23 protein-coding genes are annotated in these 22897 nt (G+C 64.1%); 8 read left to right on the forward strand and 15 right to left on the reverse strand.

The genetic code is table 11. The annotated features are described in order from the left end of the window. Window positions 1-32 precede the first annotated feature (32 nt). Window positions 33-1139, forward strand: a complete 1107-nt coding sequence (locus tag NCS02_RS04735; RefSeq protein WP_244807840.1) for an FUSC family protein — start codon at window positions 33-35, stop codon at window positions 1137-1139. Between the two features lie 12 nt (window positions 1140-1151). On the opposite strand, the gene NCS02_RS04740 is transcribed toward NCS02_RS04735, so the two are convergent. The 7 genes from NCS02_RS04740 to NCS02_RS04770 all read right to left on the reverse strand — a co-directional run bounded on the left by NCS02_RS04740 (window position 1152) and on the right by NCS02_RS04770 (window position 7115). After that, a complete protein-coding gene (locus tag NCS02_RS04740; protein WP_008350703.1) occupies window positions 1152-1580 on the reverse strand; it encodes a VOC family protein in 429 nt (142 codons plus the stop codon). A gap of 176 nt (window positions 1581-1756) precedes the next feature. Continuing rightward, window positions 1757-2710, reverse strand: coding sequence for a transaldolase (tal, locus tag NCS02_RS04745; protein WP_008350701.1), 954 nt, complete (start codon window positions 2708-2710; stop codon window positions 1757-1759). Between the two features lie 238 nt (window positions 2711-2948). Next, on the reverse strand, window positions 2949-3197 hold the full coding sequence (locus NCS02_RS04750; protein ID WP_244807841.1) for an energy transducer TonB: 249 nt from the start codon (window positions 3195-3197) through the stop codon (window positions 2949-2951). A 72-nt stretch (window positions 3198-3269) separates the two neighbouring features. Beyond that, window positions 3270-4466, reverse strand: coding sequence for a benzoate/H(+) symporter BenE family transporter (locus NCS02_RS04755; RefSeq protein WP_034471259.1), 1197 nt, complete (start codon window positions 4464-4466; stop codon window positions 3270-3272). A gap of 13 nt (window positions 4467-4479) precedes the next feature. Further along, entirely contained in the window at window positions 4480-5655 is a 1176-nt protein-coding gene (locus NCS02_RS04760; RefSeq protein WP_008350694.1) for a vWA domain-containing protein, read from the reverse strand. 19 nt (window positions 5656-5674) lie between these two features. After that, on the reverse strand, window positions 5675-6265 hold the full coding sequence (locus NCS02_RS04765) for a GNAT family N-acetyltransferase (RefSeq protein WP_008350692.1): 591 nt from the start codon (window positions 6263-6265) through the stop codon (window positions 5675-5677). A gap of 7 nt (window positions 6266-6272) precedes the next feature. After that, on the reverse strand, window positions 6273-7115 hold the full coding sequence (locus NCS02_RS04770) for an AAA family ATPase (RefSeq protein WP_244807842.1): 843 nt from the start codon (window positions 7113-7115) through the stop codon (window positions 6273-6275). 398 nt (window positions 7116-7513) lie between these two features. On the opposite strand from NCS02_RS04770, the gene NCS02_RS04775 reads away from it, so the two are divergent. Both NCS02_RS04775 and NCS02_RS04780 read left to right on the forward strand, forming a co-directional pair. Beyond that, entirely contained in the window at window positions 7514-7879 is a 366-nt protein-coding gene (locus NCS02_RS04775) for a c-type cytochrome (RefSeq protein WP_008350687.1), read from the forward strand. A 40-nt stretch (window positions 7880-7919) separates the two neighbouring features. Further along, entirely contained in the window at window positions 7920-8300 is a 381-nt protein-coding gene (locus tag NCS02_RS04780) for a c-type cytochrome (RefSeq protein WP_008350685.1), read from the forward strand. 81 nt (window positions 8301-8381) lie between these two features. Here NCS02_RS04780 and NCS02_RS04785 read toward each other — a convergent pair whose 3' ends face one another. From NCS02_RS04785 to rsxB, 3 genes are all read right to left on the reverse strand, one after another. Further along, entirely contained in the window at window positions 8382-8813 is a 432-nt protein-coding gene (locus NCS02_RS04785) for a DUF1841 family protein (protein ID WP_008350683.1), read from the reverse strand. 75 nt (window positions 8814-8888) lie between these two features. Then, window positions 8889-9533, reverse strand: coding sequence for an endonuclease III (gene nth, locus NCS02_RS04790; RefSeq protein WP_008350681.1), 645 nt, complete (start codon window positions 9531-9533; stop codon window positions 8889-8891). A 16-nt stretch (window positions 9534-9549) separates the two neighbouring features. After that, window positions 9550-10404, reverse strand: a complete 855-nt coding sequence (rsxB, locus tag NCS02_RS04795) for an electron transport complex subunit RsxB (protein WP_250522900.1) — start codon at window positions 10402-10404, stop codon at window positions 9550-9552. 379 nt (window positions 10405-10783) lie between these two features. On the opposite strand from rsxB, the gene NCS02_RS04800 reads away from it, so the two are divergent. Beyond that, on the forward strand, window positions 10784-11416 hold the full coding sequence (locus NCS02_RS04800) for a TetR/AcrR family transcriptional regulator (protein WP_008350673.1): 633 nt from the start codon (window positions 10784-10786) through the stop codon (window positions 11414-11416). Window positions 11417-11525: 109 nt separating this feature from the next. Here NCS02_RS04800 and NCS02_RS04805 read toward each other — a convergent pair whose 3' ends face one another. The 3 genes from NCS02_RS04805 to NCS02_RS36270 form a co-directional block, all read right to left on the reverse strand. After that, window positions 11526-12797 (reverse strand): polyhydroxyalkanoate depolymerase, encoded by a 1272-nt coding sequence (locus NCS02_RS04805; RefSeq protein WP_008350671.1) that lies wholly within the window; start codon window positions 12795-12797, stop codon window positions 11526-11528. Between the two features lie 354 nt (window positions 12798-13151). Further along, window positions 13152-15026 (reverse strand): glycoside hydrolase family 15 protein, encoded by a 1875-nt coding sequence (locus NCS02_RS04810; RefSeq protein WP_250480412.1) that lies wholly within the window; start codon window positions 15024-15026, stop codon window positions 13152-13154. A 223-nt stretch (window positions 15027-15249) separates the two neighbouring features. Next, window positions 15250-15372, reverse strand: a complete 123-nt coding sequence (locus tag NCS02_RS36270) for a hypothetical protein (protein WP_284504242.1) — start codon at window positions 15370-15372, stop codon at window positions 15250-15252. Window positions 15373-15477: 105 nt separating this feature from the next. Here NCS02_RS36270 and NCS02_RS04815 point away from each other — a divergent pair, with 105 nt between their 5' ends. Further along, window positions 15478-15726 carry a hypothetical protein gene (locus tag NCS02_RS04815; protein WP_033536686.1) on the forward strand — a complete coding sequence of 83 codons (249 nt, stop codon included), beginning with the start codon at window positions 15478-15480 and terminating at the stop codon, window positions 15724-15726. A 151-nt stretch (window positions 15727-15877) separates the two neighbouring features. On the opposite strand, the gene NCS02_RS04820 is transcribed toward NCS02_RS04815, so the two are convergent. Continuing rightward, window positions 15878-16030: a DUF3096 domain-containing protein gene (locus NCS02_RS04820; RefSeq protein WP_008350665.1), complete on the reverse strand. Its 153-nt coding sequence runs from the start codon at window positions 16028-16030 to the stop codon at window positions 15878-15880. Between the two features lie 177 nt (window positions 16031-16207). Here NCS02_RS04820 and NCS02_RS04825 point away from each other — a divergent pair, with 177 nt between their 5' ends. From NCS02_RS04825 to NCS02_RS04835, 3 genes are all read left to right on the forward strand, one after another. Then, window positions 16208-17524 (forward strand): lactonase family protein, encoded by a 1317-nt coding sequence (locus NCS02_RS04825; protein ID WP_008350663.1) that lies wholly within the window; start codon window positions 16208-16210, stop codon window positions 17522-17524. A 39-nt stretch (window positions 17525-17563) separates the two neighbouring features. Then, on the forward strand, window positions 17564-18127 hold the full coding sequence (locus NCS02_RS04830; RefSeq protein WP_008350661.1) for a phospholipid:lipid A palmitoyltransferase: 564 nt from the start codon (window positions 17564-17566) through the stop codon (window positions 18125-18127). An 85-nt stretch (window positions 18128-18212) separates the two neighbouring features. Beyond that, window positions 18213-19265, forward strand: a complete 1053-nt coding sequence (locus NCS02_RS04835; RefSeq protein WP_008350659.1) for a transporter — start codon at window positions 18213-18215, stop codon at window positions 19263-19265. A 17-nt stretch (window positions 19266-19282) separates the two neighbouring features. Here NCS02_RS04835 and NCS02_RS04840 read toward each other — a convergent pair whose 3' ends face one another. Further along, a complete protein-coding gene (locus tag NCS02_RS04840; protein ID WP_244807846.1) occupies window positions 19283-22855 on the reverse strand; it encodes a DNA translocase FtsK in 3573 nt (1190 codons plus the stop codon). Between the last annotated feature and the right edge of the window lie 42 nt (window positions 22856-22897).

Genomic DNA, 22897 nt, shown 5'->3' on the forward strand with positions numbered 1-22897 from the left:
GTTTTTTTGGACAGCCTTCGTGTGAGCGAACCATGCTTTCTCCGACATCGACGTCAATCAGGCGCGGCCGTCTCTCACGCCTCGTTCACTGGGTCACGTCGCCGTACTTCCGATACCGGCACGCGAACCTGATCCACGGGCTGCGCGTCGGCCTTGCCGTGGCGATGTCGATCGCCGTCACGACGGGCGTCGACGTGCCGCACGGCATCTGGGCGACGGTGTCGGTGCTCGTCGTGATCGGCGGGCTGCAGCACTACGGCAACATCCGCAAGAAGGCCGCCGAACGCGCCATCGGCACGACGCTCGGCGCGGGCTTCGGCCTCGTGCTGATTCTCGCGGAGACGCTGACCGGCTCGCAGATGGTGTTCTTCGTGCTGATGTGCCTGGTCGCGGGCGGCTGCGCGTATTACGCCATCGGCAAGCCGGGCTATGTCGCGCTGCTCACGGCGATCACGATGGTCATCGTTTCCGGGCACGGCGACTTGCCGCTTTCCACGGGTTTGTGGCGCACGGCCAATGTGATGATCGGCGTCGTGATCGCGCTCGCGTTCTCGTTCGTGCTGCCGCAATACGCGACGTATTCGTGGCGCTACCGTCTCGCGGACAATCTGCGCGAATGCGCGAGGATCTACGGCGCTTTATTGGATGGCACGCCGCTCGTCGCCGAGGACACGGCGCGCCGCATGTATGCGATGAGCCAGCGGCTCGTGCAGGCGCGCGCGCTGATGGAGTCGGTCGCGAAGGAAACCGATGTGCCGATGGCGCGGCTGGAAGAGATCCAGCGCCTGCATCGCTCGATTCTCGCGGCGCTGGAAATGCTCGTGACGTCGATGCCGGAAGTCTCGGGCGCAACGCCCAGCCGTTTTGCGATTGCGTGCTCGCCGGGCGAACACGCGGTGCGCGGACAGCTCCTGCAGATGGCGCGCGCGCTGCGCTTCGGGCGCGTCGGTTTGCTGTATCGCGCGATGGATGCGTCGGGCGCGCCGCAATCGAACGCCGCCGCCGACGAGAACGCGACGACGCAGGGCATGCACTGGCTCGCGATGCGTTTCGTCGAGCAGGTGGATCGCTTGCGGATGCGGCTGTCGGAAATCGAGCGGCAGTGGAATATCGAAGGGGCGCGGCCGCTCAATCCATGAAGCAGTGAATGCTCAGGCTGCCTGCACTTCGGCTTCGTGCACCACGTTGATGAGCCAGGGCACGCCGAAACGATCCGTCAGCATGCCGAAGCCTTGTGTCCAGAACGTGGATTGCCACGGCGTGAGCACGTTGCCGCCTTCGGCAAGCATGTTGAAGATGCGCTCGCCGGATTGCGCGTCGTCCGCGGCGATCGACAGCGTGAAGCCCGAATAGTCCTTGCGCGGCTGACCATAGCGGCCGTCGGACACCAGAATCGCGTTCGGGCCGACGCAGAATACCGCATGCATGATCTTGTCTGCCCAGTCGGGCGGGGCGTTGCCGCCGTCCGGCGCATCGCGGAAGCGCACCAGCGCGGCGATCTGCGCCCCGAACGCGGCCTGATAGAGTTCGAGCGCCTCGGCGCAGTCGCCGTTGTAGAAGATATAGGTATCCAGTTGCATGACCGAATGACTCCGTGCATATAAAGCGGACATGCCGCCAGAGCCCGAAAGTCTATTGCAACGGCGTCCTACGTCGACTCGGAAACGGTCAAATTACGTCAAGAAGCAGCGAAATGGAAAAAACCGCAAATCGCACCAGTGATCCGGCGCGATTCGCGGTTCTGTTTTCAGCGCGCTTATTGCAGCGCGGTGATCAGCTTTTCGAGCTTGATCGCATCGGCGGCGAAAGCGCGGATGCCTTCCGCGAGCTTTTCGGTCGCCATGGCGTCGTCGTTGACGAGGAAGCGGAACGTCGGCTCGTCGACGGCGATCTTCTCCACGTTCTCGTTCTTCACGCTCTCCGGCGAGAGCTTGCGCTCGACCTTTTCGTTGCTGTCGGCGAGTTTCTTCAGCAGATCGGGGCTGATCGTGAGCAGGTCGCAGCCCGCCAGTTCGGTGATCTGACTCACCGTGCGGAAGCTCGCGCCCATGACTTCCGTCTTGTAGCCGAACTTCTTGTAGTACGAGTAGATGCGGCGCACCGACTGCACGCCCGGATCGTTCGCGCCGCCGTTTTTCACTTCGTCCCATTCCGCGCCGGCCGACTTCTTGTACCAGTCGTAGATGCGGCCGACGAACGGCGAAATAAGCTGCGCGCCCGCTTCGGCGCACGCGACCGCTTGCGCGAGCGAGAAGAGCAGCGTCATGTTGCAGTGAATGCCTTCCTTCTGCAGCACTTCGGCCGCGCGGATGCCTTCCCACGTCGACGCCAGCTTGATCAGCACGCGATCGCGACTGATGCCCGCGTTCTCGTACAGCTTGATGATGTCGTGCGCCTTGTCGATGGACGCTTTCGTGTCGAACGACAAGCGCGCGTCGACTTCGGTGGACACGCGGCCCGGAATGATCTTGAGAATCTCGGTGCCGAACGCGACGAGCAGATTGTCGATGATCTGCGGCATCGGCTTCTTCGCGTGCTCCTTGACGGTCTTTTCGAGCAGCGGCTTGTAGTCGTCCTTCTGGACGGCCTTCAGGATCAGCGACGGATTGGTCGTCGCGTCCTGCGGCTTGAATGCGATGAATTGCTGGAAGTCGCCCGTGTCGGCGACGACGGTCGTGTATTGCTTGAGCTGGTCGAGAGCGGATGTCATGTCGAGTCTCAGACGCGTGGCGTCTTGTCAAATTGCGGAAAACAACCCGCGGATTGCCCATGATTGCGACGCCGCGCGGCGACTTCGTTCGCGCGGCGCGCCCCTGAATTCATTTTCCCATTCTAGTCCCGAGCGCGGCGAACGCGCTGATACCGTGCGCGCACGCACGCGGCGTGCCGGAATTCGACCGGCGCGCCGCCTCGCGCGTTCAATCGCGTTCAAGCGCGTTCAGTCGCGTTCAATCGGCCGCGTAAGCGAGCTCGTGCCAGCGCCGCACCGTGCCCGAGCCCAACTGGCCGCGCGCGAAGCGCATTTTGCGCACTTCGTCGAGCGCGTGCGCGTCTTTCGCCGGATCGCCGCAGTTCATCTTCGGGACGACGTCCTGGACGTGCCCGGCGTCGTCGAGCAGCACGCGCACGATCGTCTTGCGCTTCGGTGCGGTGCCAGGCGGCGTGGAGCGCGCCAGCAGTCTGTCGATCAAAGCCATGACGGAAATGCCAAAAACGATTGCGGAAGCATCGGCCGGAAATCGGGGCCGATTCCGCCATTGTAGGCTGCGTCAGGCGCGTCTGGCATTGAGCACGACATGCGTCACAACGCCCGCGATCAAGCCCCAGAACGCGGAGCCGATCGACAGCAGCGTGAGGCCCGACGCCGTCACCATGAACGTGACGAGCGCGGGCTCGCGTTGACGCGCGTCCTGCATCGCGTTGGCGAGGCCGCTCATGATCGAGCCGAAGAGGGCGAGCGCCGCCACCGACACGACGAGCTCCTTCGGAAACGCCGCGAACAGCGCCGCGATGGTCGCGCCGAACGTGCCCGCGAGCAGATAGAACACGCCGCACCAGACGGCCGCCGTGTAGCGCTTGTCGCGATTCTCGTGCGCCTCGCGGCCGGTGCAGATCGCGGCGGTGATGGCGGCGAGATTCACGCCGTGCGAGCCGAACGGCGCGAGCACGAGCGACGCGAGGCCGGTCGTCGAGATGAGCGGGGCGGAAGGCGTCGTGTAGCCATCGGCGCGCAACACGGCGATGCCTGGCACGTTTTGCGAGGCCATCGCGACGACGAAAAGCGGAATGCCGATGCTGATCGCCGAGGCGATCGAGAACGCGGGCATCGTGAAGACGGGATGCGCGAGCGCCACATGAAAGCGCGAAAAGTCGAGCAGCCCGAGCGCGCCCGCGACCGCGATGCCGACGACGAGCGTCGCCGGGATCGCGTAGCGCGGCAGGAAGCGCTTGCCGGCGAGATATGTGAAAAACATCACGATGACGAGCGAGGTGCGATGCTCGGCGGCGCGAAAAATCTCGATGCCGATCTCGAACAGGATGCCCGCGAGCAGCGCGGCGGCGATGCCCGACGGAATGCGCTTCATCAGCGTGTCGAACCAGCCGGTCAGGCCGACGGCGGTCAAGAGCACCGCGCAGACGATGAACGCGCCGATCGCATCGGCGTAGGCGACGTTCGGCAGCGACGAGACGAGCAGCGCCGCGCCCGGCGTCGACCATGCGACGACGATCGGCGCGCGATAGCGCAGCGACAGGCCGATCGTGCAGACCGCCATGCCCATCGAGAGCGCCCAGATCCACGAGGAAATCTGCGCATCGGACAAATGCGCGGCCTGGCCCGCCTGGAACATCAGGACGAGCGAACTGGTGTAGCCGGTCATCATCGCGACGAAACCGGCGACGATCGTGGAGAGCGACGTATCAAAGAGGAAACGCGGCGCGGCGGGCGCCGGAGCGGAAGCTTTCATTCGGGTGTCTCGATTACTTCGACAGGGCGCGCATGGCGGTTTCGAGGCCGGCCATCGTCAGCGGATACATGCGATTGCCGAGCACGTTGCGGATCGCGGAGATCGACTGGCGATATTCCCATAGCCGCTCGGGCTCGGGATTGAGCCATGCGTGATGCGGGAATTGATCCGCGAGACGGCGCAACCACACCGCGCCGGCCTCGGCATTGTTGTATTCGACGGAGCCGCCCGGCTGCAGCACTTCGTAGGGACTCATGGTGGCGTCGCCGACGAAGATCAGCTTGTAGTCCGGCGTGAACCTGTGCAGCACGTCGAAGGTCGGCGTGCGCTCGGTGTGACGGCGGCGGTTGTTCTTCCACAGATAGTCGTACACGCAGTTGTGGAAGTAGTAGAACTCGAGATGCTTGAACTCGGCCTTCGCCGCCGAGAACAACTCTTCGACGCGCTTGATGTGATCGTCCATCGAGCCGCCGACGTCGAGCAGCATCAGCACTTTCACGTTGTTGTGGCGCTCGGGCACCATCTTGAGATCGAGCCAGCCGGCGTTGGCGGCGGTGCTGCGGATCGTGCCGGGCAGATCGAGCTCTTCGTTCGCGCCTTCGCGCGCGAAGCGCCGCAAGCGCCGCAGCGCGACCTTGATGTTGCGCGTGCCGATTTCGACCTGATCGTCGTAATCCTTGTACGCGCGCTCGTCCCACACTTTCACGGCGGTGCGGTTCCCCGCCGATTCCCCGCCGATGCGAATGCCTTCCGGGTTGTAGCCGCCATGCCCGAAGGGCGACGTGCCGCCCGTGCCGATCCATTTGTTGCCGCCTTCGTGACGCTCCTTCTGCTCGTCCATCAGTTCCTTCAGGCGTTCCATGAGTTTGTCGAGGCCGCCGAGCGCCTCGATGCGCTTCTTCTCTTCCGCCGTGAATTCGCGTTCGAGCCGCTTCCTGAGCCAATCGAGCGGAATGTCGAAGACTTCGTCGGGAAGCTGCGTCAGCCCGTGGAAATACGCGCCGAACGCGCGATCGAACTTGTCGAAGTACTTCTCGTCCTTCACGAGCGTCATGCGGGCGAGGAAATAGAACTCGTCGAGCGACGGCGAAATGACCTGCGCCTTCAGCCCTTCGAGCAAGGTCAGATATTCCTTCACCGAAACGGGCAGCTTCGCGTCGCGCAGCGAGTAGAAGAAGTCGATCAGCATGGCGCGCGCTCCATCGTGCTTAACGTTCGAGCCGGAAATTCAGATTGGCGCGCACCGCCGGCCATTCCGAGCGGATGATCGAAAACACGACGGTGTCGCGCAACACGCCGTCCTTGCCGACCTGATGATTGCGCAGAATGCCGTCCTGCTTCGCGCCGAGCCGCGCGATCGCCGTGCGCGACGCGTGGTTCATGAAATGCGTCCGGAATTCGACGGCGATGGCATCGAGCCTGTCGAAGGCGTGCGTGAGCAGCAGCAGTTTGGCTTCGGTGTTGAGCGCGGTCTTCTGCACGCGCTTCGCATACCACGTATGCCCGATCTCCAGCCGACGATTCGCTTCGTCGACGTTGAAGTAACGCGTCGATCCGACGATGTCGCCGCTCTTCGCATCGATCACCGCGAACGGATGCGCGCCCGAGCGGTCGCGCATGTCGAGCGCGGTGTCGATATAGGCGCGCGTCTTGTCGGGCGGCGGCACGAAGGTGTACCAGAGCTTCCACAATTGGCCATCGCTCGCAGCGGCCGTGAGGGCCTGCTCGTGCTCGGGCGTGAGCGGCACGAGCCTGACGTGTTCGCCTTGCAGCGTGACGGGTTCGATCCAGCGGCTCATGTCGTTATCAGCGATGGTTGCGGTTCATGAACAGCAGCCGCTCGAAGAGCGCGACGTCCTGTTCGTTCTTGAGCAACGCGCCGTGCAGCGGCGGCACGATCTGTTTCTGATCCGACGAGCGCAGCGCCTCGGGCGGAATGTCTTCGGCCAGGAGCAGCTTGAGCCAGTCGAGCAGTTCGGACGTCGACGGCTTCTTCTTCAGGCCCGAGACCTGGCGCAGCTCGAAGAAGCTCTGCATCGCCGCGGCGAGCAGATCCTGCTTGATGTTCGGAAAATGCACCTCGACGATGGCCTTCATCGTCTCCGCGTCCGGGAACTTGATGTAGTGGAAGAAGCAGCGGCGCAGGAACGCGTCAGGCAACTCCTTCTCGTTATTCGACGTGATGATGACGAGCGGCCGGTGCTTCGCTTTCACGAGCTCGCGCGTCTCGTAGACGTAGAACTCCATGCGATCGAGTTCGCGCAGCAAGTCGTTCGGAAATTCGATGTCCGCCTTGTCGATCTCGTCGATGAGCAGCACGCTCTGCTGGTCCGACTCGAACGCCTGCCACAGCACGCCCTTGACGATGTAATTGCGGATGTCCTTCACGCGCTCGTCGCCGAGCTGCGAATCGCGCAGGCGCGAGACGGCGTCGTATTCGTACAGGCCTTGCTGGGCTTTCGTCGTCGATTTGATGTGCCACTGCAGAAGCGGCATGCCGAGTGCTCCCGCAACTTCCTCAGCGAGCATGGTCTTGCCGGTTCCCGGTTCGCCCTTGATGAGCAGCGGCCGTTGCAGCGCCATCGCGGCGTTCACCGCGAGCTTGAGATCGTCGGTTGCGACGTATTGCGATGAGCCTTCGAAACGCATGACGAAGATCCGGTTGGCAAAAAAATCCCAGTATAAGTCAGAAGACCTTTCCGCATTGAGGCGCGCCCGGTATCGTTTGAGCCGCTTTATCGGCAGGTCGACGCTGCATGCCCGAGCGCGGGTGAAGCGTGCGCGCAAGCGGGTTCATCGCGTGTACAGGGACGAATTGTCGCAGGGCAAACGGCTGCTTTTCAGCCGATTCCCCTTGTCAGCAGGGCTTCGGCGCGGTTCGCGTGTGGACGGAGGGTAGGTCGCGCGGTACAATTAGCGCGATTTTTTTGGCCTGCGTGGCGACAGACCCTGCAACAGCAAACAGTCCCGAGAAGGTTGTATTGCGCTCGGCGCGGGCCGCGGCCTTGTGAGCGCCGGATTTCCCCTCAAGCCAGGTTAGAAGAGCTATGAACAATTTCGTCGGCAAATGTGCCGTGATTGCAGCGCTGTCCGGTCTCGCCGGCTTCGCGAGTGAGGCGTCGGCCGACGTCGTCGGCAACGCGAAGGCCGCAGAGGGCAAGGTTGCGATGTGCATCGGCTGCCACGGCATCCCCGGCTATCGCACCGCGTACCCCGAGGTGTACGAAGTGCCGATGCTGGGCGGCCAGAACGCGCAGTACATCGCCAATGCGCTGCATGCCTACAAGAAGGGCGACCGTCATTTCGACACGATGCGCGCCATCGCGACGACGCTGTCGGATCAGGATATCGCCGATATCGCCGCGTACTACGCTGCGCAGACTCCCCAATCGAAGAACAATCCCGACAAGTGATCCGCGCGTGAACGCAAAGCGACAACGGGAAGGAGAATTCATGAAGCCGTCCAAGGCACTTCACTCAAGCTTCAAGGCAGCGAGCGCCGCAGCGGCGCTCATCGGCATGACGGCGTTCGGCAGCGCGCACGCAGCCGATGTCGCAAACGGCAAGGCGCTTTCCGACAGCCACAACTGCGCGGCCTGTCACGGTCCCGGTCTGAACAAGCCGGTGAGCGGCGAGTATCCGCGTCTCGCGGGTCAGCACGCGACGTACATCTACTGGGCGCTGCGGCAGTATCAGATCGGCGGCAACAACCCGAACTTCGGACGCAACAACGCCATCATGGCGGCGCAGGTGCAGAACCTGTCGCAGAGCGATCTGAAGGATCTCGCGGCATACATCGAATCGCTCGATGGCAGTCTCGTGCTGAAGAAGTAAGCGCGATTTCTCACGCAATCCGCACAACGAAACACCCCGCTCGAAGCGGGGTGTTTTGCTTGATGCGTCCGGTTTCGATGCTTAGTCGCGCGAAGCACGGCGCTCGATCAGCGCGAGATAGGCGTCGGTGTCGGGCGGGGTGCCGGAGCGCTGCGCTTCCCAGATGATCTGGCCGAGGCAATCCATGATCGCGTGCTGCGCGTCGTGCGGCGAGCCGAGGCGTGCGACGAGCCTGTCGTGCGCGCGGCGGATGCCCGGCGGCTGATCGATCGAAAGCTGCTCGCTGATCGCGAGATGCATCGACAGATGCAGAAACGGGTTCGTCTGACCGCGATCGGGCGAGTAATCGGCTTCGCGCGATTCGGGGTTCACGAGCGCGTCGTGATATTCCGGATGCTCGCCGATCCAGTCGGCGGCCATGCTTTCGAGCGGCGTCAGAATCTCGCCGGCGCGCTCCTTGCGCCACGTTTCGGTGAAGAACTGGCGAACTTCGTCGCGGCTGGGGTTGAACATAACGTATTGATTCGATTGCGGGTTTCTGAATCCGCTATTGTAGACCGCGATGCGCAGGTTCTGCCCAAACCCTCTTCATTCGACGGGCGCGGGCGTCTTCGGCCGATATTCGCAGAGCGGCTCGATCGCGCAATGCCAGCATTCCGGCACGCGCGCCTTGCAGACATAGCGTCCATGCAGGATCAGCCAGTGATGCGCGTCGTGCAGAAATTCCTTCGGCGTGAATTTCTCGAGCGCGGTTTCGACGGCGCGCACGTCCTTGCCCGGCGCGAGCCCGGTGCGATTCGCGACGCGAAAGATGTGCGTATCGACGGCGATAGACGGCTGCCCGAACGCGATGTTCAGCACGACGTTCGCGGTCTTGCGGCCGACGCCCGGCAGCGCTTCCAGCGCCTCGCGATTGTCCGGCACCTCGCCGCCGTGCTGCTCGACGAGCATGCGGCACGTCGCGATCACGTTCTTCGCCTTCGTGCGATACAGCCCGATCGTGCGGATGTATTCCGCTACGCCTTCCTCGCCGAGCGCGAGCACCGTTGCCGGCGTGTTGGCGACGGGAAACATCTTGCGCATCGCCTTGTTCACGGAGACGTCGGTGGCCTGCGCGGAGAGCATTACGGCGATCAGCAGTTCGAACGGCGTCGTGTATTCGAGCTCGGTCACCGGGTGCGGATTCAGGCTCTGCAAGGTCTCGTAGATCGCGCGGCGCTTCGTGGCGTTCATGATTCGATGTCCGTTCTTACGCGGGTTTATCGCCTTTATCGGGATGGGACGCGTTTGCGTCGTCCGTAATGCCAAGACGGCGGCGGCGCGCTTCCGCTTCGTCGATCTGCGCCTGCACGGCCGCGCTCACGTGAGCCGTGTTCTTGGGACCGGCGCCGAGCTTCGCCATCTCTTCTTTCTTCTTGCGCGCGCGCTCCAGCGCGGCCTGGATGATCGCGCGTTTCTTCGCTTCCGGATCGTCGCTCGCGGGCTGCGCTTCGTGCGTGGCCTGCGTGGCCTGCGTCGCTTGCGCTGTTTGCGCTGTTTGCGCCGCCCGCGCGGCCTGACGCGCGCTCGCGCGTGCCTGCGCCTCGGCGCGCTCGCGCTCCAGACGTGCCACGCGACGGTCGTGCCGGGCGCGCGCAGCATCGGCTTGTTCCTGACTCCACGCGTCCCAGCCGGTGCGATCGCCGGTCACGGGCACCATCGCGATGCAATCGACGGGGCAGGGCGGCACGCACAGATCGCAACCCGTGCACAGTTCGGCGATGACCGTGTGCATCTGCTTCGCGGCGCCGACGATCGCATCGACCGGACACGCCTGCATGCACAGCGTGCAGCCGATGCACACGTTCTCGTCGATCACCGCGACGGGCCGTGCGCGCTCGACGCCATGCGTCGTATCGAGCGGTATATCGGGCGCGCCCAGCAGCGCGGCGAGACGCGCGACACCTTCGGCGCCACCCGGCGGGCACCGGTTATAGCTCGCCTCGCCCGCGGCGATGGCGTCGGCGTAGGGCCGGCAGGCCGGGTAGCCGCACTTGGTGCATTGCGTCTGCGGCAGCAGGTCTTCGATGCGCTCGGCGAGCGTCTTGGAAAAGGTTGCGGTCACGAGGAATTGCGATGATGCCTTGGGGACTGGCGCAGCGTGGGCGAAGATCGCGTTTGGAATCGCGCGGTGCGCTTCGGATGCGAAGAGAACGCTTCGGCGTCCACGACGACGGGCACGCTGCCTGTTCGGCGCGCGTCCCGTTTCGCGGGCGCACGCTCGGCTTTGATCGACATTATCGCCGAAGTCGTCAACAGTCGTGCCGAATGGCTTCTACTCCCAATTGCCAACGTCCTTTCGATGTGCGCATAATCGAAGCGCTTTTCCGTTTGACCGCAGGACGGTGTTTCCCAATAACCCTGGGCAGCGCCCGTTCACGTCATGTACCCAATGCGGGCCGCGTGACGCTAATCCGGCAACGCGGCTCCCGAGTCATGCCACCATGAATCAGCCGAAAATCAAAAGAGATCCTGAAGGCACCCGGCGCCGTATTTTGCTTGCCGCCGCAGAAGAGTTCGCGGCCGGTGGCTTGTTCGGCGCCCGTGTCGATCAGATTGCGCGTCGGGCGGAGACCAATGAGCGCATGCTCTATTACTACTTCGGTAGCAAAGAGCAGTTATTCACCGCCGTGCTCGAACATGCGCTATCGGCGCTCGTCGAAGCGGAACGCACGCTCGAACTCGACGGCATTGCGCCTATCGAAGCGATGACGCGTCTCGCGCATTTCGTCTGGGATTACTACCGGGATCATCCGGAGTTGCTGCGCCTCATCAACAACGAGAATTTGCACGAGGCGAGATATATCAAAGGATCGAATCGAATACGCGAGCTCATTTCGCCGATCGTCGCGACGCTCACGGCCATTCTCGATCGCGGTCAGAAAGCCGGACTGTTTCGCACCGACGTCGATCCGCTCAAGTTCTACATCATCCTGTCGGGACTCGGTTATTACATCGTTTCGAATCGCTTCACGCTGGAAGCGACTTTCGGGCTCGATTTCAGCGAGCAGGCGCAGCGCGAGCAGATCGTGCGGATGAATACCGAGTTGCTGCTGGCCTTTTTGACGCGCCGCTGAATCGACGCGGTCGGAAGAAAAAACGTCGCGCCCTTTGCAAGGCGCGACGTTTTTGTTTGCCGCGATGGAATCGGTACCGGCGCGTTCGTGCGTTCGTACCGCTCGTACCTTAGGCCGGAACGGCTTCGGTCTTCGGCGTCTTGTCGTGCTCGAGAATGAACTCGCGCAATTGCGGATACACCATCGTGCGCCAGCGGCGGCCCGAAAAAATGCCGTAGTGGCCGGCCTTTTCCGCCGTGAAATGGCGCTTGTGCTTCTCCGGAATGCCGGTGCACAGATCGTGGGCGGCGCGGGTCTGGCCGCTGCCGGAGATGTCGTCGAGTTCGCCTTCGATCGTGAAAAGCGCCGTGTGCTTGATGTCCTGCGGACGCACGAGCTCGTCGTTGACTTCCCATGTGCCTTCGGCGAGCCGGAATTCCTGGAACACGATGCGGATCGTTTCGAGGTAGTACTCGGCGGCCATGTCGAGCACGGCGTTGTATTCGTCGTAGAAACGGCGATGTTGCTCGGCGTCCTCATCGTCGCCGCGCAGCAGATTTTGATAGAAGTCCCAATGGGCCGTGAGATGGCGCTCGGGATTCATCGCGACGAAGCCCGCGTGCTGCAGGAAGCCCGGATAGACCTTGCGCCCGACGCCGGGATAGTTCGCCGGCACCGTGTAGATGACGTTGTTCTCGAACCACTCATACGAGTGCTCGTTCGCGAGCGAATTGACGGAGGTCGGGCTGCGGCGCGCGTCGATCGGGCCGCCCATCATCGTCATCGTGCGCGGCGTGTCTTCGCCGCGGCTCGCCATCAGCGAAATGGCGGCGAGCACCGGCACGGTCGGCTGGCACACCGAAATGACGTGCAGGTCCTTCGCGCCGATATGACGGATGAACTCCTGGATGTACTCGACATAATCGTCCAGATGGAACGGGCCGTTCTCGGTCGGGACCATGCGCGCGTCGATCCAGTCGGTGATGTACACCTTGTGGTCCTGCAAGAGCGTTTTGACCGTATCGCGCAAAAGCGTCGAATGGTGGCCCGAGAGCGGCGCGCACACGAGCACGATCGGCTCGTTCTTCAGCTTGGTGACGGTTGCGCTGTCGTCCGCGAAGCGCTTGAAGCGCAGGAGGCGGCAGAACGGCTTCTCGATCACCGTCTGCTCGACGATCGGAATGTTGTGACCGTCCTTGACGATCTGATGAAGATTGAACTCCGGCTTCTCATAGTCCTTGCCCAGCCGGTAGAGCAGTTCGTAGCCTGCGGCGAGACGGCTCGAACCCGGCACATAGGCGAGCGGACTGGCCGGGTTGACGAAGGATTTCGATGCTGCCTGGGCCCATGCTGTGAGGGGAGACAGCATGGCGCGTTGGAATTCGTGAATTTGATAGAGCATGGTTGCCCCAGTAACTCCGGTGGAAACCGGTACGCCCGTTGATCCCGGCAATGCTTCCGGCGACGAACTTCAACGGCTTTCGAAGATCCCCGGCGGCGCGGCGGGCTGTCGCCTTGCTGCCGGGGCACTGACTTCCTGCGATGCTTCGCGTGCCCTTTCGCGTTGCCACCTGCGCGTTATCGACGCGGGAAGAATGCAACTTGAGTCGAGGCAATATTTTCCGCGCATTAAACGTTCAATTCAACCGATCGGTTGAAATTGCTCGCCTGGAAACAACACATCCTGCAATCATACTTTTTGTGCATTGCACAAATATTACCGTCAAAACACTGATTTCGCCAATAAAACAGAGATTTATGACTTTCCCGCCGCAGCGTCGATTTCGGCCTGCGCTTCAGATTCGGCGTGATGTTCCGAGCCGGACGGCTGACCGGTCGCCTTCGCCATTTCTTCCTCGTGACGCATCAGGTTCATCCCGGTGTGCACGAGAGCCACGTGGGTAAAGGCTTGCGGGAAATTCCCGACCATGCGCTTCGCCACCGTGTCGTACTCCTCGGCCAACAACCCGACATCGTTCGCGAGACCGACGAGGCGCTCGAACATTTGATGCGCTTCGTCGATCCGGCCCTGCAGCGCCAGATTGTCGACCAGCCAGAAGCTACAAGCCAGAAACGTGCCTTCCCCGGGCGGCAGCCCGTCCGCGACTTCCGCGGTGTGGTAGCGCTTGACGAGCCCATCGTGCGTCAAATCGGTCTCGATCGCATGTACGGTTCCGGTCACTCGCGGATCTTTTGGCGGCAAAAATCCGAGCAACGGAATGAGTAGCAGGCTGGCATCGAGCGCGTCGCTGCCATAAGCCTGCGTAAAGGAGTTGAGCTTCGGATTCCAGCTCTTCTTCAGCACCTCGGCGCGGATGCGCGCACGCATCTCCCGCCAGTGATCGATCGGGCCGGGCAGGTCGAAGCTTTCCGCCGACTTGATCGCCCGGTCGTACGCGACCCACGCCATCACCTTCGAGAACGTGAAGTGTTGCTTGCCGCCACGCACTTCCCAGATGCCTTCGTCGGGTTCTTCCCAGATCGTGTCGAGGTGTTGCAGCATGGCGCACTGGATCGACCACGCGGTTTCATCGCTCTGCAGCCCGCCGACGCGCGCGAGATGGAGCGCGTTCATCACTTCCCCGTAGACGTCGAGCTGCAACTGGTCGACCGCGCCGTTGCCGATCCGCACCGGCGCCGCGCCTTCGTATCCCGGCAGCCACGGGATCTCCCATTCGGGCAGGCGGCGCTCGCCCGCGATGCCGTACATGATCTGAATCTGCGCGGGCGAGCCCGCCATCACGCGGCCCAGCCACGCGCGCCATGCGCGGGCTTCGTCGTAGTAGCCGCCGCGCATCATCGCGAGCAGGGTGATGGTCGCATCGCGCAGCCAGCAGTATCGGTAGTCCCAGTTGCGCGTGCCGCCGAGCTGTTCCGGCAGCGATGTCGTCGGCGCGGCGACGATGCCGCCCGTCGGCTCGTACGCGAGCGCCTTCAGCGTGATGAGCGAGCGGCGGATCGCGCTCGCCCAGCGGCCGTTGAGCTCGCTTTGCCCGGACCACTCGCGCCAGTGATTTTCGGTGCGCGCGAGTTGCGTATTCGGATCGGATGCGTGCGGCAAGCGCAGATGCGACTGCGAATAGCACAGCGAGAACGGCACGCGCTCGCCCTCGCTCACATCGAAGCAGGCGGTCGTGTGCATGTTCTCGCCGACGAGATCGACGGGCGTGCGCAGCACCGCGAGATCCGGCCCGGCGATCGCGCGGATGCCACTGTCGTCGGGCAGGCGGCTGACCCACGGCACCGCGGAGCCGTAATCGAAGCGCAGCACGAGTTCCATCTTCATCCGTACCGTGCCGCGGCGTCCGATCACGATACGCACCAGCTCCGAATGGCCGTTGCGAAGCGGCATGAAATCGACGATCGTCACCGCGCCTTGCGGTGTCTCGAAATCGGTTTCGAGGACCAGCGTGTCATCTCGATAGCGGCGGCTGACGACAGGCGACTCGCCGTCGGGCATGTCGGGCGCGAGGAGCCATCGGCCGTGCTCGGGCGTGCCGAGCAGCGCGGCGAAGCACGCGCCCGAATCGAAGCGCGGCCAACAGAGCCAGTCGACGGAGCCGTCGCGGGAAACGAGGGCGGCGGTGTGGCCGTCGCCGACCATTGCATAGTCTTCGATCAGTGCGGGCATAAGCGAACATCTTCCTGCAGGCGGCGCGGGCCGAATCGAAACGCGCCGCGGGTTGAGCAAACGATTCGGGAGACGAGCGCCCGAGCGAAACGCGGCGTCGTCGGCGGTCGGGGCGACGGACGTCATGCATGCTTTCTGGCCGCATTCTGCCGCAATCGTTCACGGCGAGCAGGAAACCGGGCCGGGCGTCATCGGGACGTGTCGCACGGTTGGCGGAAAATGACTAGCGAAGCGCCGAACGCACCGTTGCTTCTGCTTTCGACTGATGTTTAGAATGAAGCTCCGTGAAAGGCATCTGCGCCGCGGCCTTTTCGAGCAGGGCGCGGAAACTTTCCGTGCCTTTCATTTGTCTTTCAGTATGTTCCCGGTCGTCTCGCGCGCGGGTCATGCAGTCGCTTCGCGCAACGTCTCTTCCGGTTTTCAACGTAGCGTTTTCGAGGAACAGAATCCCATGCTCTATCCGTCGAAAGCTGACTGCATCGCCATTCTTTCCGCCGCGAGCCGCGTATCGGACGCCGACATGCTCCTCGCGCTCGATCACAAGAACCTCGGCCTGTCGCGCAACGCGATGGACGCCGCCGCCGCGTTCCTTACGGAGCGCGGCTGTTTCAACCGCTATACGTTCGGCGTGACCGGCGTGTCGGTCGGTGCGCTGTCGCTGCAGGGACGCCTGCGTCTCGATCAGCTCGCCAACGGCTGACACGGCCGATCCGCGCGGCAGGCCCGCGCGTCCTTCTTTCGTGACACTTTGCGCACGCGCACGGACATTCCGTACGCGTGCGTTCGCGCGTTCGTGCGCGTCCGCGGAACCGCCGACGGGAATCGGCGTCACAACGACAGTCGCGCGCCCGTCAGAAATGAGCCGATCCCATGCCGAACAGGCCGATGAGCCCGATCACGATCAGATAGATCGCGACGATGAAGTTCAGCAGCCGCGGCATGATGAGAATGAGGATCCCTGCGATCAGCGAGACGAGCGGGGCGAGGCTTAGGTGGATGGTCATCGCGGCAACTCCTGTTGTTGGTTCGAATCGTGTCGGTTGGCCGGTCGTGCAAAGGTGTATCGTCGTTTTCATCGTTTGGAGCGGAACTTGCTCCCGCACGTCCTTGGGCCTTGCGATGTCGGCGGTTTCGCGCGCCGCTCCCGATAACAAGCATCAAAGAGACGAAGAGGAGGTTTCATGCACCCGAGCCAACCCTGCGGCGCGAATCCGCTGATGCACGTCTTGCAAGACGCGCGCCCGAAGCGCGCCAGGCGCGTCGCGTGGGCGAAAGGCGTCGCGCTGATGCTCTCGTTTGCAGCGGCGCAGGCCTTCGCGCAAACGGGCGCGACGCCCGCCGCGCCGGGCACCGCGAGCGACGTCGCCGCGTCGAAACCGGCCAGCGGCGACGTCTACGATCTGCTCATCGGCACCTATACGGGCGGTGGCAAGAGCGAAGGCATCTATGTCTATCGTTTCGACACGGGCAGCGGCGAGCTGTCCCGCATCGCGTCGGCGCAGACGGTGAATCCGTCGTATCTCGTCGTGAGCCGCGACCGCCATTACGTGTACGCAGTGAACGAATTGCCCGGCGACAACGGCCCGGCAACGCAACGCGGCGGCGTCAGCGCCTTTCGCTTCGATCGCGCGAGCGGCCAGTTGAGCTTTCTCAATCGCGTGTCATCCGACGGCAACGATCCGTGCTATCTCGCGATATCGCCCGACGGCAAATATCTGCTGACAGCCAACTATTCGGTCGCGTCCAATCCGGGCGGCAGCTTCGCGGTGTTTCCGCTGGCTTCCGATGGCCACGTCGGCAATTCGGTGCTGACGGTGCATCACGAAGGCGCCGGTCCGGTGAAAGGACGGCAGGACAATTCGCATGTCCACTCGACCGTGTTCTCGCCCGACGGCAAGTATCTCTTCGCGCAGGATCTCGGCGTCGACAAGGTGTTCGCCTATCGGTACACGGCCGATCCGTCCGCATCGAGCCGCGGTCTGCTGGGTCCGACCGAATCGCGCTACACACCGATCAAGGCGGGTTCCGGGCCGCGCCATCTGGTCTTCGACGCAAGCGGCAAGCACGCTTATCTGACGACCGAGCTGAACGCATCGGTGCTCGCGTTCGATTACCGCGACGGCAAGCTCACGCAAATCCAGACTGCCTCGCTGATCGCGCCGGGTTTCAGAGGGAAGATCGGCGGCGGCGCGATTCATCTGTCGCCCGACGGGCGCTTCCTGTACGCGACCAATCGCGGCGACGCCAACGAACTCGTGCAGTTCTCGATCGATCCGGCGAACGGCCATCTGAAGCTCGTCAAGCGCTATCCGACGCTCGGCAAGACGCCGCGCGAATTCGCAATCGATCCGACCGGACGCTGGCTCATCGTCGGCAATCAGGAGAGCGACAGCGCGTATTTCTTCCGCCGCGATCCGCAGACGGGCGAGCTTGCGTCGGACCCGAAGCGGCTGTCGATCGGCTCGCCGGTCGATTTCAAGTTCGTATCGCCTTCGTGACGCGTCGATCGCGGCGATTGAAACGACCGGGCGCGGACGATGAAAACAACACTGGTCAAGGCAGTCACGATTTCGATGCTGTGCGTGTCGTGCGCGGCCCACGCGGACGACAAGGAATGCGATTACAAGCGCGACTGGATGTCGTCGGCGTGCCAGCGCGTGATGCGCGTCGCGCATGAAGGCACCTGGGATCTTTACGTGACGGGCTACGGCTGGCACATCAACGGCTTCGACAATCGCAGCGAACTCAATCCGTGGTCGTGGGGCGGCGGCGCGGGCAAGCACTGGACCGACGCGAACGGTAACGAAGACATCCTGTTCGCATTCGCCTTTTCCGATTCGCATCACAATTTCGAGCCGATCGGCGGCTACGCGCGCCAGTGGTATACGAAGCCGGTGCTCGGCGGATTGCAGGCGGGCGGCGGATTCTTCGTCGGCTTCACGGCGCGCAGCGACATCGCGCATTACCTGCCGTTGCCGCTCGCGCTGCCGATCGGCTCGATCCGCTACCGGAGCACGTCGGTGATGGCGACGATCATCCCGCACATTCCCGGTCTCAACGACGGGAACGTCGCCTTCTTCTGGGGCCGCTACGAGTTCTAGTACGATGCCTTTTTGATACGCCTGTCTTTCGCATCGACTGAAAGGTGTACTGAGGAAATCGAAAGGCAATAGCAGGGAAAGCAACTTGAACACGACTCATACATTCGACGCCCGCGAGCGCCCGGCGAAGCGCAACGAACCGGCGCCGCCGGGATTCATCAGCGCATTCAGCTTCGCGGGCGGCGAGGCGTTGCGGCTGACGTGGGACGAAGCGCGCGCAGCCGTCGCCGGAGATGGCCCGACGTGGCTGCATCTGTCCGCAAACGACGACGCCGTCGAAGGCTGGCTCGAAGGCGTCACGTCGATGCCGGACGTCGCGCGCGAATTCCTGAACGGCGAGGACAAGCGTCCGCGCGTGCATATCGGATCGAACTTCATGTATGGCGTCGTCGCGGACCTGGAGCTCGTCGCGAAGACGCCGGACGCCACCGCGCCCGATGCTCGCGAGGCGAACCGCGCGACCGGCGCGCTGCGCTTTTACGTCGACCGGCATCGCATGATCACGGTGCGCGCGCGGCCGCTGCAATCGACCGACCGGCTGCGTCACGCCGTGCTCGAAGGCGCGATGTTCCGCGATACCGTCGATCTTTTCGCGGGCCTGATCCGCGCGCTGAACGACACTTTCGCGGATCGCATCGACGAAATCGGCGACTGTCTCGACGATGTCGAGGAAAGCGTGCTCGAAGGCGGCCACGCCAGGTGCCGCTCCGTGCTCGGCGACGTGCGTCGGCGGCTCGTGGAAGTGCGGCGCTTCATCGATCCCGAGCGCAATGCGCTCACGCAGCTCGTCTTGCGCAAGCTCGAATGGGCCGAGCCGCGTTCGATGGAAGCGCTCGTGCAGGCGATCCAGGTGCTGAACGGCCTGGGCGGCGGTCTGGAAGGGCTGTACGAACGCGCGAAGCTGTTGCAGGACGAGATCGCCGCGGCGCTTTCGGAGGACATCAACCGCAAGCTGCTGTGGCTCGCGATCATGTCCGCCTTGCTCTTGCCCGCGACGCTCGTGACCGGCATTTTCGGCATGAACGTGGCCGGTTTGCCCGGCACGAAAGATCCGGCGTCGTTCTGGATCGTGGTGGGCGTGATGGCGTGCTGCGCCGCCATCACGATCTTTCTGTTGCGCCGCTTGCGGCTCTGGTAACGCTTCAGGCGCGCCGCTTATTCGGCGGGGCCGGGCGGCGCGAGCACTTCGCGGTTGCCGTTGCTGCCCATCGGCGAGACGAGGCCTGCTGCTTCCATCTGCTCGACGAGCCGCGCCGCGCGGTTATAGCCGATGCGCAATTGCCGCTGCACCGACGAAATCGACGCGCGCCGCGTACGCACGACGAATGCGACAGCTTCGTCGTAGAGCGGATCGGCTTCGGCATCGGACGAATCGCCGAAAAGATCCTGCGTGCCGCCGCCTTCGGGCGTCGGTCCGGACAGAATGCCTTCCTCGTACTCCGGTTCGCCGAACTGCTTCAGATGTTCGACCACGCGATGCACTTCCTCGTCCGCGACGAACGCGCCGTGCACGCGCTGCGGATAGCCGGTGCCGGGCGGCAGGAACAGCATGTCGCCCGCGCCGAGCAGCGATTCCGCGCCCATCTGGTCGAGAATCGTGCGCGAATCGATCTTGGATGACACCTGAAACGCCACGCGCGTCGGAATATTCGCCTTGATGAGGCCGGTGATGACGTCCACCGATGGCCGCTGCGTCGCGAGAATCAGATGGATGCCGGCCGCGCGCGCCTTTTGCGCGAGACGCGCGATCAGTTGCTCGATCTGCTTGCCCGCGACCATCATCAGATCGGCGAGTTCGTCGATGACCACGACGATGAGCGGCAGCGTCGAGAGCGGCTCGGGCGCATCGGGCGTGAGCGAGAACGGGTTCGTGAGCTTCTTGCCGGCGGCTTCGGTGTTGCGGATTTTCTGGTTGAAGCCCTGCAAATTGCGCACGCCGACCGCCGACATCAGCCGGTAACGCTTTTCCATTTCGCCGACGCACCAGTTGAGCGCGTTCGACGCGAGCTTCATGTCGGTGACGACGGGCGCGAGCAGATGCGGAATGCCTTCGTAGACGGAAAGCTCCAGCATCTTCGGGTCGATCATGATGAGGCGCACGTCCTCGGGCTTCGCCTTGTAGAGCAGCGAGAGGATCATCGCGTTGATCGCGACCGACTTGCCCGAGCCCGTCGTGCCCGCGACCAGCATGTGCGGCGCCTTCGCGAGATCCGTCACGACCGGATTGCCGATGATGTCCTTGCCCATCGCGATCGTCAGATTCGACTTCGAGTTGCGGTACACGTCGTCTTCGAGGATCTCCGAAAGGCGGATCATCTGGCGTTTCGGATTAGGCAGTTCGAGGCCCATGCAGGTCTTGCCGGGAATCGTCTCGACGACGCGAATCGACGTAAGGCCGAGGCCGCGCGACAAATCCTTCATCAAGCCGACGATCTGGCTGCCGCGCACGCCGAGCGCGGGTTCGACCTCGAAGCGCGTGATGACCGGACCCGCCGACGCGCCGACGACCGTGACCGGCACCTTGAATTCCTGAAGGCGCTGCTCGATGAGCAGGCCGGTTTCGTTCAGACGCTCCTCGGAGACTGGCTCGACTTCATCGGATGCGGGTTCGAGCAGATCGAGCGTCGGCAATTCCACCGCCGATGCGTGCGGCGCGTGGAATTCGAATTCCGTCGGCGCGGAACCGCGTACCGGCGGGCGCGGTTCGGGCGCCGGGCTCGGCTGATTCACGACGGGCGCAGCGGCGGGCGCGGCGACCGCTGGCAGCGGCGCGACGGGCGCGGCGGCGATCACCGGAAAGCGCACGATGTTCGACGGCGTCGCGAACTCGTCGCCCGATGCCTGCTGTTCGGCGACCGGTTGTTCATCTTCGGCGGGCATTTCGTCCGGTTCATCGACCACTCGAAGCAGCGATGGGGGAGGGGGCTCGCCTTGCTCGTCGGCGGGCTCGGGCGCGTCCAGCCAAGGCGGCGTTTGCGCAAGATCGCGCAGGTCCGGCTCGGGCTCGGGTTCGGGTTCTCGCTCCCGGACCACAGGCGCGGGTTCTGCCGTCGTTGCGTCCGGGCGAGGCAGCGGCGGTTCGGACGGCAAATCGATGCGCGCCGGCTCCGGCATCGCAGTTTCTTCCGCTTCCTCTTCGACGGCTTCGATCGCGGGCGGCGTGTCGGGCTCGGAGGCCGCGAATTCGGGAATCGACGGCTCGGGCAGACGCATGTCGAAAAGCGGGGGCGGTTCGACGAGCGCGGGCGCGATGACGTGCGCGTCGATCGACGGCGGATCGATGCGTTCATCGATTTCCTGCACGTCCACGAGCGGCGTCACTTCCGGCGCCGTTTCGACGATGCTTTTCACGGGCGCCGCCAGCTCCGGTACGTCGGTGGCCGGCTGGACTTCGGGCTGCGCGGCGCGCGCCATCGCCACATGCCCGCGCGCGAGACTCGCGCCCGCGAGTGACGTCCACATCGCGGTCTTCTCTTCGATCGAGCGCAGCGCCGCCTGGATGGCTTCGGGCGCGGGCGGCGGCGTCGGCGGTCCGAGCGGCGCGGCAGGACGCGAGAACGCGGGCGCGGCGAGCGGCGAGGGCGCGAACTCGCGCGTCGAAACGGCTGCGGCGGCTGCGGCCGGACGCGCCGGGGGACGCCTGAAGCCCTGCGGGGCTTGCGTCACAGGCGACCGGCGTGACGCGCCGGGATTCGTGGCGACGGATGTCGACATGCTCGCCACGCCCGTCGATCGCTGCGCGGGCATCGATGTCGCCGGACTGCGCGGGCGATCCACGCGCGGCGCTAGAGGCGGCGTCTGGACGCGCGGCTTGTCGACGGCGACGGATGCGCGCAGGCCCGATCCGGAAGGCTCGAACGCCGACGCCTGACGCGGCGCAAACGGCGCGCGGGCCTCGCGATTCGCCGCCGATGGCGACGAATTCAACCAGCCCGAAGGCGCCATCGGCTCGGTCTGCGTCACGGGAGGAGCGACGCCTGCGGCCTCGAAGGCGGGGCGTTTCGCGTACGCCTCGGCCGTGGCGACGGCGCTCGCGGCGGCCGCCACCGTGCGGCTCGCGCCGCTCTTGCCGGTCGCGGGCGGGCGCCATGCCGTCGGCCGCTGATAACGTGTGCTGCGATGACCGGTCGGCAGACCGAGCGTCGGCTCGTCGGGCAAGGTGCGCGGCGTCGGCGAATCGAAACGCTCGGCGCGATGGGCGCGTTCCTGCGAATCGCGTGCGGTCTTCGCGCGGGCGCGCCGTTCGAACCAGTTCGCCGTCTTGTCACGCGTTTTGTCGCGCGCCTTGTCACGGGTCGTCGACTGTTGCCGCGACTCGCTTTCGCGTTCGTGGGGCGTGAGCCAGCTTTGCGGCAGGCCGAAGCCGAACGCTTCGTCGGCCCATGCGAGCACCGAGCGCCAGCTGAATTCGATCAGCCAGGGCAGAAAGATGGCGAGCACGAGCGCCGCGATCGCGCCCGCGCCGGCCAGATGCGCCGGGCCGCTCAGCGCCGCGGCGAGCGCGAGTCCGATGCGATTGATGTTCGCCTGCGTTTCGAGCGAGTTTGCGAGCGCGCCTTCGAGCGTGCTGCTCGCGATCAGCACGGCGACAAACCCGATCCAGAGGCGGATCGTGCCGGGGCCGCGCACGCCTGCGCCGCCGGGCAGCGCCTGTTTGACGATGCGCCAGAAGAGCGGAAGGAACCAGACGACCGATGCACCGAACCAGCCGAGAACTACCATGTGCATGCTTGAGATTGAATCAATGTTGGGTGAAACAAATGAGACTGC

The organism is Caballeronia sp. NCF2 (assembly GCF_023631205.1).
GTDB lineage: Bacteria > Pseudomonadota > Gammaproteobacteria > Burkholderiales > Burkholderiaceae > Caballeronia > Caballeronia zhejiangensis.